Origin of the sequence: Paenibacillus sediminis, from assembly GCF_017873765.1 — a bacterium.
Taxonomy (GTDB): domain Bacteria; phylum Bacillota; class Bacilli; order Paenibacillales; family Paenibacillaceae; genus Paenibacillus_AG; species Paenibacillus_AG sediminis.
Map to the genome: position 1 here is coordinate 201,922 of NZ_JAGGKP010000004.1, position 17,056 is coordinate 218,977.

Annotated in this window: 13 protein-coding genes and 1 pseudogene; 1 reads left to right on the plus strand and 13 read right to left on the minus strand. The window is 37.1% G+C overall.

Translation table 11 applies throughout. From position 1 onward, the window contains the following. Window positions 1–24: 24 nt before the first annotated feature. The 9 genes from J2Z20_RS10780 to J2Z20_RS10820 form a co-directional block, all read right to left on the minus strand. On the minus strand, window positions 25–2,385 hold the full coding sequence (locus J2Z20_RS10780; protein WP_209849445.1) for a TnsD family Tn7-like transposition protein: 2,361 nt from the start codon (window positions 2,383–2,385) through the stop codon (window positions 25–27). A 17-nt stretch (window positions 2,386–2,402) separates the two neighbouring features. Next, window positions 2,403–4,253 (minus strand): TnsD family Tn7-like transposition protein, encoded by a 1,851-nt coding sequence (locus J2Z20_RS10785; RefSeq protein WP_209849448.1) that lies wholly within the window; start codon window positions 4,251–4,253, stop codon window positions 2,403–2,405. A 12-nt stretch (window positions 4,254–4,265) separates the two neighbouring features. Continuing rightward, window positions 4,266–5,990: an ATP-binding protein gene (locus tag J2Z20_RS10790; RefSeq protein WP_209849451.1), complete on the minus strand. Its 1,725-nt coding sequence runs from the start codon at window positions 5,988–5,990 to the stop codon at window positions 4,266–4,268. Between the two features lies 1 nt (window position 5,991). Then, window positions 5,992–8,175 (minus strand): integrase catalytic domain-containing protein, encoded by a 2,184-nt coding sequence (locus J2Z20_RS10795; protein ID WP_209849453.1) that lies wholly within the window; start codon window positions 8,173–8,175, stop codon window positions 5,992–5,994. Beyond that, entirely contained in the window at window positions 8,165–8,995 is an 831-nt protein-coding gene (locus J2Z20_RS10800; protein WP_209849457.1) for a TnsA endonuclease N-terminal domain-containing protein, read from the minus strand. The genes J2Z20_RS10795 and J2Z20_RS10800 overlap by 11 nt, the downstream gene beginning before the upstream one ends. A gap of 171 nt (window positions 8,996–9,166) precedes the next feature. Beyond that, window positions 9,167–9,982: a hypothetical protein gene (locus J2Z20_RS10805; RefSeq protein WP_209849460.1), complete on the minus strand. Its 816-nt coding sequence runs from the start codon at window positions 9,980–9,982 to the stop codon at window positions 9,167–9,169. 37 nt (window positions 9,983–10,019) lie between these two features. After that, entirely contained in the window at window positions 10,020–10,388 is a 369-nt protein-coding gene (locus J2Z20_RS10810) for a hypothetical protein (RefSeq protein ID WP_209849463.1), read from the minus strand. 189 nt (window positions 10,389–10,577) lie between these two features. Further along, window positions 10,578–10,760, minus strand: coding sequence for a hypothetical protein (locus J2Z20_RS10815; RefSeq protein WP_209849466.1), 183 nt, complete (start codon window positions 10,758–10,760; stop codon window positions 10,578–10,580). A gap of 14 nt (window positions 10,761–10,774) precedes the next feature. Beyond that, a complete protein-coding gene (locus tag J2Z20_RS10820; protein ID WP_245252238.1) occupies window positions 10,775–11,275 on the minus strand; it encodes a PDDEXK family nuclease in 501 nt (166 codons plus the stop codon). A 122-nt stretch (window positions 11,276–11,397) separates the two neighbouring features. Here J2Z20_RS10820 and J2Z20_RS10825 point away from each other — a divergent pair. Further along, a pseudogene (locus J2Z20_RS10825) lies at window positions 11,398–11,629 on the plus strand (ATP-binding protein); the annotation flags it as partial. A gap of 110 nt (window positions 11,630–11,739) precedes the next feature. Here the strand turns inward: J2Z20_RS10825 and J2Z20_RS18360 are convergent. The 4 genes from J2Z20_RS18360 to J2Z20_RS10845 all read right to left on the minus strand — a co-directional run bounded on the left by J2Z20_RS18360 (window position 11,740) and on the right by J2Z20_RS10845 (window position 16,998). Then, a complete protein-coding gene (locus J2Z20_RS18360; protein ID WP_209849469.1) occupies window positions 11,740–12,339 on the minus strand; it encodes a VanZ family protein in 600 nt (199 codons plus the stop codon). A 79-nt stretch (window positions 12,340–12,418) separates the two neighbouring features. Beyond that, complete coding sequence (locus J2Z20_RS10835; RefSeq protein ID WP_209849473.1) at window positions 12,419–12,814, minus strand: hypothetical protein; 396 nt, start codon at window positions 12,812–12,814, stop codon at window positions 12,419–12,421. 517 nt (window positions 12,815–13,331) lie between these two features. Beyond that, a complete protein-coding gene (locus tag J2Z20_RS10840) occupies window positions 13,332–15,371 on the minus strand; it encodes a hypothetical protein (protein ID WP_209849475.1) in 2,040 nt (679 codons plus the stop codon). Between the two features lie 481 nt (window positions 15,372–15,852). After that, entirely contained in the window at window positions 15,853–16,998 is a 1,146-nt protein-coding gene (locus J2Z20_RS10845; protein WP_209849478.1) for a macro domain-containing protein, read from the minus strand. Window positions 16,999–17,056: the final 58 nt, after the last annotated feature.

Consider the following 17,056-nt stretch of genomic DNA (forward strand, 5'->3'; position numbering starts at 1 on the left):
TATAGTCCTATTAGTTTGAGAATACTAATTATATTTTCTTGCTACCTTCGGTGGTAAATTGTCAAATAACCATTCTTTATCGGCTGTCACTAGCCATATATAGAGACCAGGATTAAGTTGTTGCAATCCTGTCCTTGATAGAAGTGGGTTCTGTTCTTTCATATTTAAGAACTCTTCTCTTCTTTGTTCTACTGATTTATTTAATGTTCTCTGTCCCGTTTCCGGGCTATGTTTTCGTACTCTAGGCTGATACTGTTTGAGCCAGTGAAAGTCATTTTTATGCAACCATGTATAGTTACTTCCACATAATCTTCTAAGTTCCTTAGATGTTGCTCCCATATTGTTCTGATATATATTTAAAAAAGAGCTTCTTCTCTCCTCAATTCCAACTCTCGGATGACTCATTCCTTTTATCTTCAAAGGAGGTGAATGCCGCTCAAACCACTCGCTATCATGAATACGTAGCCAAGAATAATTATTAATATCTAATAGTTTTAGTTCCCCTCTAGATAAGTGAGGATTTCTACTAAGCAACTCAAGGTATTTTTCTCTTCTATTCTCTAAACTAGTTTTTATTATGATTTCCTGTTTGATTTCAATAGGTGGTTGTTTCTTAGAAAACCACTCACTATCGTTTTTCTTAAGCCAAGTGTAATTTGACTTATTCATTTTTCTAAGTTCATTTCTGGTAGCAGAAGGATATTCAATCAGAAGCTGTTGAAACTGTTTCCTTCTATCTTCCAGGCCCCTTGTAGATTTCTGTATAGCCGGTAACTGCTCTAACATCCAGCTTTTATCATACTTAAACAACCATTGATACACGGAGGGGTTGATTTGACACAACTCTTTTCTCGTTGCTAGGGGGTATTTATGTAAGATATCAAGAAACTCTATTCTTCGATCTTCTACTTTTATCTCTTTTTTAGAATAGGTGACATTGTCTCGAAGCCAAACTAAATCATACTTTTGCAGAAATTTGATTAGTTGAGGATCAAGTCCAGTAATTTCATTCAGTTTTATTCCTGGTCGCTCTTTTATAATTTCAAGTACTTGATTCCTTCGTAATTGCTTTGTATTAAGCAGGCGCAATTTATTAAGATTAATATCGCCAAACTTATCTTTTAACTTACGTCGTAGAAAGATCTTACCAACACCAAGTTTATCTGCCATTTCATTAAGATAAATAATTTCGGCACTAAGTAGTTCCTCAAATTTCGAATTCCATAGCTCTCCAGTGTCCGGAATTAAATCAAACTGATAACGATCCTCCTGACTCTTGTCCGGTCCTAATCTTGAGTATACAAACTGGCAGTAAGTACATTTAAAATGTCCTCTCGGTTTCGCAAACTGTCTTGAATTCTTCAGTTCAATTGCCTCGATAGTATTTTGTAAATATTTTGAACAAACTTGGTTTAAGCATGGCCATGGCCCCCTTCCAAAAGGAGCATATCCATCACTATCGGACACTAAAAACTCTTCGAGCGTTTTCCCAAAAAATAAAATAAGAATAATTATATAAATAGGATTGAGGGAAACCTCCCTCTTCCAAAAAAATTTATTAAATCCTTTTATATGCTCTCCATTAAATGAGATTCCAATATCCATCAATAACGGTTTAGTAAATCTTAGCACTAAGTCAGGAACAAGCTTCTCGTACAATATAACTGAAGATTGAACGTTTACATATTTCATTGCCCTTGCATAATCCAAGCATTTCTCATATATATCTCGTTGTGTAAACACCAAGTCCGTGTTGAGTAATCTATTATTCTCTTGTGCGATTATCAATAAGTCCTCGTTACTATTCTCCTTCGTTACATATAGATAGTGCCCTTTGCCGCAGTATATTGGAGTGATATTTAATTCTTGGTTGGATCCTTTTATAAAGGGTTCGTTACAGTCTGGACATTCATGCAGTAAACAAACATTATGCTTATGGCAAACCATTGTACCCGGCAATTGATGAGTTCGATGCCAGTAAGGTTCTCCGAATATTGAAATATCCTCACTGGCACATAACGGGCATAAGTAGAGTCGAGAAGTAACAGCACCTGAATGATTTTGTCCCAGAAATGCTGATGGATTTGCTCTACTACTGCCATCACACATAGCCTTTAATAACTGATCTTTTTTATCCTTAGATAAAAATTTTGAGTAATAGGGGTAAATTGTGTGCTTCATGACTATTTCATCCGTACTTATTTCAACATTCATCTTATCCATAAAGTACTTCAATCTTGTTGGCCATAATATATGAACTGTTTTTTCAGCATTACCGAAAAGCTGTTTTGTTGATTTTCTCACAAAATCATTACCACTTATAAAGTGTAGTCTTGAAATAACACTGTACACTAATTCATCCGGATAGGGTCTTACTCTTTGCATTATCATCAGCTCCTAGATTAAGCTGTATATGCATCCCTTAGGAGATAGCATGCTTCGTTTATCTTGTGTACTAAATATTTTTCGACACATTCGGATTTGAATATTCGAATCCCTGCCTCTCGTATAATTCTCCATCTAGCCGGTCTTTTACCTTGCTGCCTAACTCTTTCGAACGCCCAATCAATCCTCCGGATTTGATATTGCTCTTCCGTTTCCAAATTCATTTTTAATAACCCCTGGCATATCGGTAATCTGTTGAGGTGCCGCTCTAATAAAGCACGCTTGCCGATGAAATTCCCAATTCTAGCTAAAGTTAGCCGCTCGGGTTTGTCTTTAGATAATCTCAACTGAACTATAGCTTCATTTATTGCATTAGCAGTATTTTTGTCGCGTTGATTCCAATTTACCCGCGACCTTACTTTTACTCTTCTAGGTGACTTCGGCAGTACTGTTTGGAGCCATTGTTTATCATTCCTATACAGCCACATGTAGTCTTTCGCGTTCATCTGCCTTACAGTCGAGGAGCTATTACTTGGCATATTGTTAATTGTTTGAATTAACCGTTTGCGCCTAAAATCACGGCTATTAATACTCATAGGAGTTTCAGTAATTGTAGGCAATTGTTTTTTCTTTATATAAAGGTTGACCGTTGCTGAATCCACCTTTAATACCCTAGAAATTGAACGAATACTTCCACCCTTTTTTAGGAGCTCGTCAGCTTTCTCTTTCCAGTAATGTCCGAAATCTTTAATTCTCCCGTAAGAATAAGTGTCCTCAGCAGAGTGATTTGGACCTCGTCGTGAGTACTGAAATCCACATACATCACACTTAAATGATCCCACCACTTTTTTTGTCTTTGAGCATCGAGTTATCATTACCGTTTTTATTGTATCTTTTTTATAATGGTCAGCTATCTTGTTTAGGCATGGCCATGGTCCAATCCCAAATGGAAGAAGATGGTTATGAGATATTGCGCTAATCCCTCCCCAAAGAAACTCTATGACCAACACATGTAATAACGGGTGGAATGAATGTCTTGGCTTTCTCAAAATGGTAGCTAGCCAGTTATTAGGTCCAGTAGGTACTCGTACACCGAGATCTTTGAGTACATCCTTTGAAAAAAGTGAAATGAATTTAGAACATACCTCTTGTTGCTTTATTCTCCCCTTTACCGTACACAAGTTCATTTGGGTAAGCCTTAGCAAGTACTTATCTCTCAAATCTATAGGAATTCTGTCACCTAATGCTGCGTTAAATAGATCAGTAATTCCCTCAGTGACTTTTAATGTCATCTCATTATTACAGGCAATAATTTGACTGGTAAGGTCATGACCATACTTGCAAAATGTTGGACAGATGGATATTTCTTTCGAACAGTTACTTGACAGCGATTCATTACAAATCCAACATTGAGTTAATAACCGGCACTTATGAATACGGCAATACAAATGACCAGGTAATTGGTGCTCTCTATGCCAATAAGCTTCTCCATGATTATGAAAATCTTCTACAAGACAACTAGGACATAACCGTAACGAATCATTTAATTTAACTACGCTTGCCAGTAACCCAGCTTTTGAATGCACTGCTCCACCTGGTCCATTGAGCATTTGATCTCTAATGGCTATAACTTGGCTGCTCGATAGAAATGATTTGTACAAAGGAAATAGTGTATTGTTAAGAAGAATTTCTTCATCAGTGCTTGGAAGCACATCAAGTATTGAACGAATGTTAGTGGGAAGATCTAGCGAGGTCTTTTTATGTTTAAGATCATAAACCTTCCTTACCATTTGCTTCATACTTGTATGATTCTGAAATTTATATCTCGCTATTATGCTAACAAGAATTTCATCAGGGTATATTCTCATACTACCTCCTAATTATAATCCTAGCCTGGAACGTACATCTTGAACGTATCCTGCCTTTTTAATTAGTTGATATAAAGTTGCATTTTTATTTTTTTCCTTAGATTCTAAGACTTGAAGCAATCCTCTTGGTTTAAAACCTGCTTTCTTTGTTGAGGCTACAGTGGTCTGCAAATTAGCGTCTGTAATCTGAGTATCAGCTCCCGTAGCCTTAATATCAGCCTCAGTGGCCTGAGCATTAGCTTCATTGACGTGAGTATTAGACTGCTTTTCAGACGATTTTTCCTGGTTAGCACTAGCCATTTGAAAAGCTTTGCGCTTCCACTGGTAAAGATCGGTAGTCTTAGTCTCGACAGCTGCTCCTCTTGCAACCTCCTCTGAAAAATCAGCACTCACCAGCCAATTGATGATTTCTTCAAGCTGCTTTTCTTGTAGCTGTTCATTTATAACTTCTTCCAAGTCAATGCCATATTCATTAGCATAAATTTTCTTATCTTCTTGTGTTATAGCTTGTGCCGGCTTGTAATTCATAAAGATGTCCAAATACTTAAGCATTTCATCCTTTTTACCACTACGAAGAGCATCTAATGGTGGCTGTAGCAGCTTAAATTGATCTTGTGCAACTGAGTGTATTACGTCCGTTGTAATTAATTCATCCTTTCCGATAACTCTCTTTTGTGACTCCTTAAAGATCTTAATTACCAGATCCGGTATTCCTTGAGTCTCATAATACATGGCTTCCTCAAGCTCTGGAGTCAATTCAGCCTTTTGTAAGGTCCATTGATGATTCCATATATAATCTAGTAGTGTTTCCCAATCCCCTTTATCTTTACTTAAACGATCCCAGTCCACACTTCCTTGATCAGTTATACGTTTGGTATTACGAAATTCTTGTGTAAACAAATGACGGGCTTTCGGAGTTCCAATTAATACGATAGGCACACCAATCGTATTTATCAGTGTATTGAAAAAATTGAGCATGAGAGCTTGTCCACCTGATTTAACTTCATTTAAGTATTGTATTTCATCAATAACTAATACTCCTAGATGATGATCAAGGGCAAGTGACGACATAGCCCTAATTAATTCGTCAGTATTAAATCCCTCATAATCCTTGTAATTGATTCCCCCCATAAGTTCACTAATCTCATGTATAAAATTCAAACACAGTTGCTTAATTGTGCCGGTAACAGGACAGTCAAGTTTCATCCAGACGAGTTGATTTAACTCATACTTCTCATGAACAATAATTTGTGGATAGATGTTTAATATTCTGGAGATTCCTGAACTTTTGCCAGCCCCTGATATCCCAATTATTCCTAGTCCAGAACTTGTTGGTAGAGGAATATTTAGTTTTTCTTTCTCTAACTCTGCTATATCTGGTCTTTTAAAATGCATCATTGCATACCGCATTCGACGTACATTGTCTGCATTGGTGATATTACGGGATAGATATCCTTTTCGGATAAAGATAGACATCTTTTGTTCTATATCTAGGTGTGTATTTAATGGGATAATAAAGGTGGAGAGACGCTCTACACAGTGTTTACGTCTACTTGGGGATAGAATTAATTCGTTAGAGTCAAATTTATGTAGAATTTTAATTTTTTTAGCTGCTTCCATTTCATCTAGTATTTCTGGCAAAGCTTCGATTAATGGGAACCCTTGATAGTCTTTAATTCCAGGATCTTTATATTCAGCAAATTCGACTCTTCCACGTAAAGGTTTTCGTACAATCATCCTAGTCCTCCTCTTCAAGAACTTGCCTTAGCAAGTCTGAATGATCGATTGGGGGTATATAACTTCCACTATCTTTTCTCTTAAGTGGAACAACATTTTTTGCTTGCTGTGGCTTATCAGTTGAATCTTCAAACTTCCTTCTTCTTCTATCACGCTCTTCTTGAAGTGCACTATTACGATTGAGCTTAACATCCGTCTGCTGGACCTCTGAGTCAGATGTCGAAGCTTTTGCATTCTTTACTTGCTGAGTAACTTTATTTATTAGGTTTAGTTTACTTTCGGTATTATCAGACTTACCTTTTTTCGCCATCCTCGCTTCATATGCAGCAATATCAAGCTGTTCTTCCCATCGCACTTCTACACTACGTGAGATAAATTTTGTGTGTTGTTCGGTTAATCTGTAACATTCCTCGATAGAACCATCTTCATGTCTAAGATACAATTTGGATGTATTGCGTGGGTCGAAGCTATACTCAACGTTAATTCTTTCTCCATTTCTAGCTTTAAATCGCCAACTTTCTTCTTCAGCAGTATTGCATGTATATATTTCTTTGTTAAATTTTATCCCGCTAGCGGTAAAGCGTCCCTTCCTCGATGGCAGCAAATTAATCCAAAGTTCTTCCTTGTTGGTAGACCTTAAAGTACCCAGACTATTTTTCCTCCCCCAGTGCCATAAATCTGATGGTGTCGGTGCAACATCATCAGCGATCATTGCATCATTTCTTTTATATGAGGTTAGATAGTGCTGATTGTGGTACCTAACGTATTCAATTAGTATCGTTTCAAATTCATGAATGTCCAGCAAATCCTCCATTATAGGCCCTTGTTCACCACGCTCCCTCATTCTTTCCAAGATCGCCCCGGGGACCCATCTAATATAGGTTTCATTGCTAACATCAAATTGCTTCTCTACAAAAGGTTTCCAATCTGGGCGATACGCAGGTAAATGCTCTATCTTTACGTTAAGCGTCTTAATTAAATGACTTGGCTTATTCCCGACATATTCACCGCGATCGGTTGTTAGCCGCTCAGGAAGTCCGATTGAAGGCCATTCTTCAGGCGTAATATCAATGTTAAATCGTTTACAGTACTCTACTTTATCAGAGGCTGCATTTTCTAGAGCAAGAGCTGCTCCTATCCAACTTGGGCCTTCTAAACCAACATACAATCCTGCGATTAATCGGCTAAAGACATCTACTACAAAATAAATGACAGGTCTGCCTATTAGAAAGTTTCTATTCTTTCTATTAACCAAATATAGATTCCCAATAGTAGCATCAATTTGATATAGAGAGCCTGGTCCAAATGATTGTCCATCAAACGTTCCATCAATTTCTCTATATTTCAAATTCACTTTCCTTTGACCATTACGTCCCTTATATTCCTTCTTAATATCTCTTTCAGTTCGGTACCAATAATAAAACTGACGAAAGGTTGGCCGCTCATGCTCAGGTTTCAGAATAATGCCTTCTACTGCATCAATTCCTGCTTTAAAATACGCCCCCAACATAAGCTCATAAACTCCGTATAGCGTTTTTTTATCTCGTTTGTTGTACCATCGTTGGATGGCTGGCCTGAACTTATCTCTTTTCATTTCTTCTGTAACATTAACACCTACTAGGTCTGGATCCATTTTACCTTCCTGATTTGGGCGACCCAACTTTTTTCCTAGTCCACTCCTTTTCTCTCCTCTTGCACCACTGTTTGGATAGTCAGGCAATAGAGCATTCTCAGTCATTCCCCTTTGCCAAAACTTCCTTAAATTAATTCTTATTGACGTTCTTGATATATTCAATCTGTCACTAATGTCATTAATAATGATTCCTCGCAACCTCTTATTAAAAATGTCCTTTGTGTTTTCACCCGAAATAATAGGCTCAATATAACCCCATACCTTGTTGCGAATCTCAATGTCTTTGGGTTTTAACTTTTCATCAGGCAATTGGATTCTAGGAATAAAGTATTCCGTAATCTGAATATTACCTTCTTGTATCTCGTGTTCAACTATTTCGCGACTTTGGATTTCTGGCTGAGCTTTTTTATCCCGTATATCTATGGTTACAAGTGTTTTATTACTCATCCATAGAACTCGAAGTAGCTGCGGCTCAATTACTTCAAGTTCCTTTGCCTCCGCTAAATCGGGCCATACTTCTAAAATACTATTTCGATATATTTCAGTTTGCATATTTGAAATCGGCCTCCAATGTTTTAATTACTGGGATCTCCTGTATAAGCAGCGGTTTATAGGGAATGATGGGTTGCTCCATATCAATGATCCATTTCTTTGTACTAATTAAATGACGTGAAATAGTTAAGCTATTACCAGGTAGAAGCCCCAATTTATCATCAATCTCATTTGTAATCTCAGTTAGCCCTCGCGTTCCTTTTAATAACTGCGGCTCCATTAAACGTTTTACCTTTGCAATAGTACTCTCACTAATTTGATGGCCTGTTAAATCATATACACTATGAACGTAATCTACATTCTTCGCGTAGATCACAGGAATATCTTTATCTGTAACTAGCTCCCAAGGTACTCCTCTGCTTTCCCAATAGATCCGTTCTATCTCCATTTTTTCTACTTCCCTAGGGGTAATCAATCTAAAGGGTTTAAAAGAAACCGCAACTTCAGAATTATCTGGGTACTTCAGAAGAAAATCTGTTGTAATAACTTTCAGATCGTTTATCTTCGGCTCTATAGGATGATCTACATTTAACTCCTTTGCAATTTGAATGGTCTCCTTAATATCCATTAAATCTGAGTCTAGCAGTGGATACTGTTCTCTCATATCAAAAACTCGCCCTGACCAATCCGTGAGTAAAAAATAAAAGTACTCCCACTCAGACAAAAACAAATGCTCTCGGCCTGTCTTAATCCCCTTCGGTCTAAATGTTTTCCCCCTAGATGACACCTGCTTTGCAGTAAACCAAGGTAGATAATCCTTACCTATCCCTTGTCCACGTCCTTCTTTAACCTTTTTTTGTATCTGCTTCTGGATAGACATAAGAATCACTCCCTCTAGAATATAGCTTAGTGCTAATCAAACAAAAAAATGGCACATACGGTTATGTATGTGCCTTCTCGGTGAACGTTATATACTATATAGTGTAACATCCATCATCATTCGACACAATATATTGATACTACTAATGTTAAATATCGAATTGTTAGATATTTACGACCCTCCTCTCAAGTTAGACATCTGTATTAATTTTTGATAATAAAAATCGATTCTCCGGTTAAATTTTTCATACCCAATCAGCATGTATCGAAGTCTTACATCTATTACTTTTCGATATTTTAAAATTTCTTTTTCTCTTATAATCCCTCGAATCATATAAGGTAGTAGCTTTTCGTAATTAATAGTGCCATACTTCATAATTACCTCTTCGCCTAATACTTGATATACATCTATTCCCCTTAAAATCGGATCTGAAGGCGTACATATTATCGAACCGAAATCAAAGCGAATAGATTTGTTATTCTGTAAATCGAGTAATATATGAGCCTTTATTAATTTCCACTCCCTTAGCAATTGCTCAAAATTACTCTTTGTGTGCTTCCACAGCATTACTTTTTCTGAAACACTGTCTTCTCCATATTGCAAAACAAATCTGTTTAACTTTTGAGAATCTTCCTTTAGCCCACCTGCTGGAGAAAACTTCATTTTTGGAGGTAATTTAATCACATATGGTTTTACTTGCAACTGCTCTTTAGGTGTCAATACTCTCCAACTGATTGTTGTAACTAATGGGAGTATGCCCAATTGCATTAAATATTCTTTTACTTCAATACTATCTTTACTAAATACGCGAACACTCTCAAAAATACCTATTACACCTTCAGTATGCCAATGCATTCGCTTCTGACCAGTAGTTGATTGATAATCACTAATTTGGTTACGAAGCAGCTTTAGCTTCTTCTCATTCTCTAACATCTTGATATAACTTCCATTAGTAATAAACTTCTCAACACTGCTTTTCCACTCCAATAAAAATACCTCCAGGGAAGTTATTAATTTACATCAACTACTGCTTTTTCATGTCATCTCTTTTTTGCCTATGATTATATTTAGAAAAACTTTTGGAATAGCTGCGGGCTGTTTTTAGCTGCTGAATACTTTGAAAGTAGCGTTCTAGCTTTAATGCGGATTCTGTAATCCTTTTAATTGCATAACACGTAATCGGCTCATGGTTGAATGGTTCAATAAGTAAAAGTTTATCCGGTGTATTCTGATCAAAAATAACGAAAGCAATCCAAGGACCATTAACACGTGCTTGCTCAAACCATCGTTTTTTAATCGCAATATCACATGAGTAAAAAAGCTCTTTGAATTCCACCCCCTTTTCTGTAACTTGACCAATTCCAAGTACTTTTTTGTTATCTATAAAAATCACTCCTTAATAATTTCATAGTATATTAATATCCGTTTTAGGATATTTTATACAAATAGGTTTTTCTCTCTACAATATGGGTTCCATTCCTTCTGAATACACAGTTCAACTCTTCCTATTTCACCCATCAATCAGAAAGCTGTATGGATACAGCATCCAAGGCTTATACAAAAGCATAATTCCCCAGTAACACTACATCATAATTGACGGAACAGCTGCGCTGCCCGCATCCTTTGCCCGTACAGACTTAAGACTGTGAATGACCGTATTAATCACGACCGCAACTCCAGCAATAAGTGCAAGACCAATCAAATATTGAGAAGTGCTCCCGCCGCCGAATAGCACATTATAGTCCAGGTGTACGCTGTAGTACATCGGAGAAATGTAACTCATGAACTTAAAGAAGGCTTGAGAGTACGAATAACATCTTGCAAATCTTCTGGACTATGCTCTCCAAGAACTGTTATGTTAAAATCAGTGGTCATAACGACTGGATCTCCATTATCATCACTTGGATGAGAGACATTTAATTCCTTCGCGATTTCAATGGTTCTTTCTTTAGGTAAGAGGGGATATTGCTCACGAATATCAACGACACGATCAGAAAACTCCAATGTGAGAAAATAGTGATACTCATCACGTGACATAAAATGATGGTGTCTTCCCGTCTTCCAACCTAATGAACGTGTCCGAACCCCCTTTGAAGAAAAATCATACGTTTTAATGTATGGTTGATAATCAACACCGTGCCCCTGCCCCCGTCCTTCTTTTAATCTCCTTTGCTCAACTTTCCATTGTGGCTGTCCCTTTCTAATCATTAGAGAATCCTCCCAATCAATCGTTTTTTTATCAAAATAACCCTTCATTTGAACATTCAATTGAATATTCAACACCCCTAAAAAGCACGAATGCTTCGTCCCTAGATTCAAGGACGAAGCATTTAAATCAAATTATATCCACTTTTATTCAGATAGAAATTACGAGTAAAATATTCAGATAAGTTAATTTATTATACAATAAAGAAGGCTCGGAGCTCTTGTTTACACATCTATCCCTTCGTGCCGGTCGGAAGTCTACGATTATTACAACCAATCTCTCTTTTGAGCGCTGGGGGGAAGTCTTTCAAGATCCCATCATGACCGCAGCGATGATTGATCGCCTCACGCATCAATCTTACATCAATCGGAAATTTGTATCGCATGAAAGAGACAAAGGAGTGGCTCTTGAAACAGCAGTTAGACTAACGGATACGGATACTCCCTTCATTATATTACTATTACATGGGGTACCGCCAACCTAAATCTTCAATGTAAAAGAGTATTGGAATGCCTGTAGGCCAAGATGAAGTGGCCCATTAACGTGTATTTATTCTACGTTTATAGAAAGATTCTGATAAAGTTTTGAATTTTACAAAAAAACCAAAGTCTATCAAGACTTTATATGCAAACCAGCCTAGTATCCCACCGAAAACATTAAGAATAACATCATCAATGTCTGCCACTTTATTAGGATATTGGGTTAATAAGTCGATGATATATTGAGTTATCTCAATAGACAAAGAAACAATAAAGCATGTTATGAAGGTTCTTAGAAATGAGTAGCTCTTTTGGGATACCAATTGTAAAAGTATGGGTAGTGGTAAAAGCAGAAGCACATTGCCGAAATTCTGTATGTAATTTCCATGCTGAAACGCACCTACAATAGTCTTAAACGGAATCAGGTTATCATATAAATTCGGATAATGAACCTTATGTCCGGCATACAAATATGTTATTGGTAGCATAGTAAATTTAAAAAGCGAAAGAATGTAGAATATAAATGACAATATGTAAGATCTATTTTTCGAAGAAATATTTTTCTTAGATATATAAAACCTTATGAACACTATAAGAACAATAATCAAATAAGCTCCAATAAATGTTAGTGGATGAAAATCAAACGTATAACCAATCATTTATTCTACCTACTTTCTTTTGGACTAATAAAAGCAGTCAAAAAGGCCATGTAGGCCTTTTTGACTTTTTTATAAAAATCTACCATGAATATTTCATTGTCAAATCCCCAGTATTTTGAAAACCGGACCAATCCCTTAAATAAAATCTGTAGGTACCTGCCGACGATCCATGTAAAGTACTATCAGAAAAGGAAGTGGAAGAAACTTGGGTTGAGTCAACATCACTATATCCCAAAATTCCACTTTTCTGTAGGTAAATACCAATATTTGCGCCGGATACTCCAATTGTAGGAGACATCAAGAACTCAAAGCTAGAGGGACCACTGGGACTCCAGGTAGATTTAGAATATACTCCACCTGTCATGTCATATGAAGTGTTGTACGTACCACTTGCTGCAAAAACAAATGGAGTTAAAGAAATCAGTGTACCAATAGCAACCACGCTTGAGATAATTCTCTTCTTTAATTTAGACATTTTTTCAATCTCCTTCCCTAAATCTTATTTTGAGTTCCATAAGGCTGGCCAGCCAACTGAGAAGCTTAGTTAAGTTTCTCTTCTAAAATATGTCACATTCTAGTAATTAATGTATATAGTTCTATCAATTCATTTATTTCTATACAATATTCGACAAAAAAACAAGTTAAAATTGACTTGAATTCTAGGATAACAAGATCGCATAAGGAATATATAATAATTATTAAAGAGTTTTCAAAATTTTACACAAATAATGGGAAATAGGCCTTAAGTCACTTATCCATCCTAGAGTGGTAGGCACTTGGTGATAGCATCCGCTGGTGTTACCACATATTAGAGTATGAAAAAGCTGTTTAGCAAGATCATTTTCAATAGCTCCATTGGCTTTTCGATCCGAACCTTCCTACATTTTATTTGAACCAAAAACAAGAAAGTCCCTGCCACGTATGCAGGGACCTTCTTGTTTCTTTATGAGCATTAAGCTCATTATTTCTATTATGCCGCCGCTGGACCACTATTAGCTGGCATTTTTTCTGCCACGGGATCTTTTCTTGCTATCAGATTTAAGGTCTTCTAGGACCTCTTCAACTGTGAGACCGTACTTTCGAATCGTAAAGTCCACTGCCGACATAAGCTCTTCATAAGTCCACATAACAACCTTCTTACCATACAGTCGAGCGAGTTCAACTAGCCGTGCGGTCAAACCTTGATCGAGCTCCCCAGCTACAATTAAGCCTAAAACATGTACCGATGTGTCACCGCATTTATCCACAAATTGCTGGAGCATTTCCCTACCTTTATCACTGCTCATGTTAATAGGCTTCTTTTCGTAACTTTTTGCAATACCAACAAAAACCGCATCATCCATGTCAAGCATCTTAATCGTAAAAGCAACATCTCCAAACTCCTGGCCATGATGTGGATGGAGTTTGTGATCTGTAAAAGTAACAAATGACTTCATAACACAGCGCACACTTTTTTCCTTTTGGCATGCAGCACAACCCTCAAGACTATGCTTGGAACACTTTTCTTTCAAGAGGCTGAGGACCTCAGCCAATTCATCGCGTCGTTTCTGTGTTATTTTACGCTCGCAGACCTGCTTAAACTGCTCCAACTCTTGAATCTTATATACGACCTTCGTCACTTGCCTGCCAGCGTAGTGAACGGTGTTTTTATGAATATGAAAAGATTCCTCAGTAACAGAGAACCCCACCGTATGAAAGTATTTATTAATTAGCTTTTGAAGAAGTTCGGTAAGTGACGGTTTTGGGACAAGAACCACACCATCATACCAAGAATCAACACGAATCTTATGATTCATAAGACATCGAACCTGATCTTCAGCTAGATGTTCAAGGCAAAATGAGCATGCTACCACAGGATTCTTCCCTTTTCTCGAAGTGATCTCAAGCAACTGCGTTTTTCCACATGATTGGCAGGTAACATCCGCATGATGTCCACAATCCTCACAGTATGGCTGATAACGCATCAATAATGCATGCTTTTTTAATGCTGAAACCAGTTTCTCTGGGATTTGTTCTGTTAACCTAAAGCTGTCTATTTTCTTTTTCTTACAGGTAACAATAGCCTTCATCACTTGAATGATCGCAGCCTTTTCATCTTTGCCATATGCGAAATCGGCAAGATCAACATCTTCCTCCAGACCGAACGACTCAAACAGTTCATCAATCTCACCATTATCGTAAATTGAATTAATCCGACCAATGAGCTGCCCGATTCGCCATAGACCCCAATTACGCATCTGTGAAGCTCGAAGTTGTCGTGTTAAATAAATCTTACCTTTATCGCAGTTTACGCCTAACGTTGAGCTGAACTCTCCATCCTCGTCTATCGCTTCCTCAAACACGGAGCTTGGAGATTCGTAGTCTTCGTATTCTTTCAGCTGATCCAGTTTGCTACCAAGATTGCTATCAGTAACCGTTACCTTGTCAGGTTTGCTAGATGTAGGGTCTGCTTTGCTAAAGGTTGTTCGCTTCATCGATTCAGTATTAAAAACCGAATTCATTACACTTTTAGTGATGTTAATAGGTGTTACAAAGCAGTCAAACGCAAGTTCAACCGCTTTTGTCACATGCCCGACAAGTGAATCCGCTGGCATGCTGACACTAAGAAAACGCTTGTCGAAGTCAATCCATAAAAAGCCATACTGAAGCTCAAAGATGGAGTTAGACATTTCAGTTTCAGGCTCAATATAATCATAGCGCGACTGGTATTTGAAGCTGATCTCCAGTGTCTCGGGATTCAACATCGTTTGTTGATCGGCGGTTAGACCCCTTAATGCCTCTGTGGGGTATTGAAAACTAGATATGCGCTCGTTGAGGGTAACAATAGCTCTACCATCTTTATTTGCATCGATAAACGATGCAGAGGTTCTTTTAGGGTCATGAGAGCGAAGCATAAACAGTCGGAAATTGGGGCGACGACTATAGCGATTTTCTTCAAAGCAATCATCGATATCTTCAGTCCTGATCTCATCGCTTTTCTCGACGATCTCTATTAATTTAGCCTTATCTAGCCTGGAAAGTGCGTCTTGCAAATCCTTTTTGGACTCTCGTCCAGTTACCTTCCGGTAACGATTTAAAAGTTCATCTTCCCCTACCCTTTTATAAAGCAAATGGCGAATCGCTTTATTCTGGACATGTAAAAGCTTATCCGTGTTCTTTCCGACATGTAATGCGAGCCCTCCCTCGTACTCTGTCTACTATATCTTATTAAATAATAACATAAATCTCCGGTCGGATACGACAGATTATCCAAGATTGTGGATAATCAATCAGTGTTCAATGACAATATAATTAATTGGTTCGTTAAGAACATTGTAGTAGCAGGCTTTTGATTCTCATGGGACTTAATAATAAGTTACAGCATAGTTGATTAACCATGAAAATCCAACCTAATACAAATTATAGTTACAGTAAGGTTAGTAATTTCACTGGTGTTCACATAACTTCCCCATTAGAAAAAGCACTCCGAGAAATGAGTGCTTTTTGTTTATCCGACTATGTTAGCAATTTGTATTATTTATTTTCCAATTCACCTAATAATGGACCTAACTTTATTTTTCCGGTTTCAATACTCATGCCAATTTTTTTCGCATTTAGAATCTTAAAAATCTCTTGCTCATCGAACCAATAATTTATATAAAATATACTCTTAAATGGTTTATTGAGATATTTCAATAATGAGCTAATTCCATTCAAGTCTAGAGAGTTTATTAGTGTTACATCAGCAAGCTTTTGCCGAAACTTTAGAGCATTTGAGTTTTCATACACTCTCCATGTCTGATCTGGTTGTGTTATTGAAGTTATTAGAATTCTATCCTTATCCCACATATTTTGAAATCTTTTATGCACTTCAAAGTTAAGAATGCCGTAAGGAACAACAAAGATTGCTCTAAATCCTTTTACTAGTATGGTTTTTGCAAACTCGTAATCCGTATTATTCCTTAAACTAAGCAGTAGTACAGTACTATCTATTGGAATTTCGTTTATTACCCTCAATAAGGAGTCTCTTTCTTTTTCGGTAGACTTTGCATTAACTAAAATCGAGAGTTTCATTTCCTTCAATAAAGCAGTATTACCAATACAGTACACATTATGAGCCGCCCGCCCTGCAATTTCCCTTGGGTACAACTCATCATTTGGAAGAATTGTAACTACATGATGTTTAATAAGTTCATTAACCCAATTCTTATTTTTATGATTTTCTACTGAACTCGTGGGATTAAAAACAAAAATTTTTGCATCGAGATCACCTAGAAACTTACTTATCATATCTTTAACAATATCCCAGTTAAGGCCACCGTGTCCACAACCTAATGCAGGTAGTGTAACAGTTGCTCCCTTATGTTCAACAAGGAAGTCCCTGAACCATATCAGACCTTTTTCAATATATTCGTATTCAGAAGGGTTTTTCCAATGAACTTTTGTCGGAAAATTTATGATTGTACTAGTTGTAAGTAAGTCCGACTCTATCCAAACGTGTGGCTTTCCTGGCGCAACTTTTTTATTTTTACAAGCCAGTGCATAATCGTTGAACATTTGAGGATATTTATTTTTAAATGCAAGTGCAACCCCTGCCCCCATTACTCCTACGCAATTCACAGTGTTTACGCGAATATCAGCTTTATAATCGAAAAAATCACCAGTTACAAACTCTAACACTATTCACACTCCCTTCACAACTACTAAAGAAAACAAAAGGTAATAATAATAATTCCTC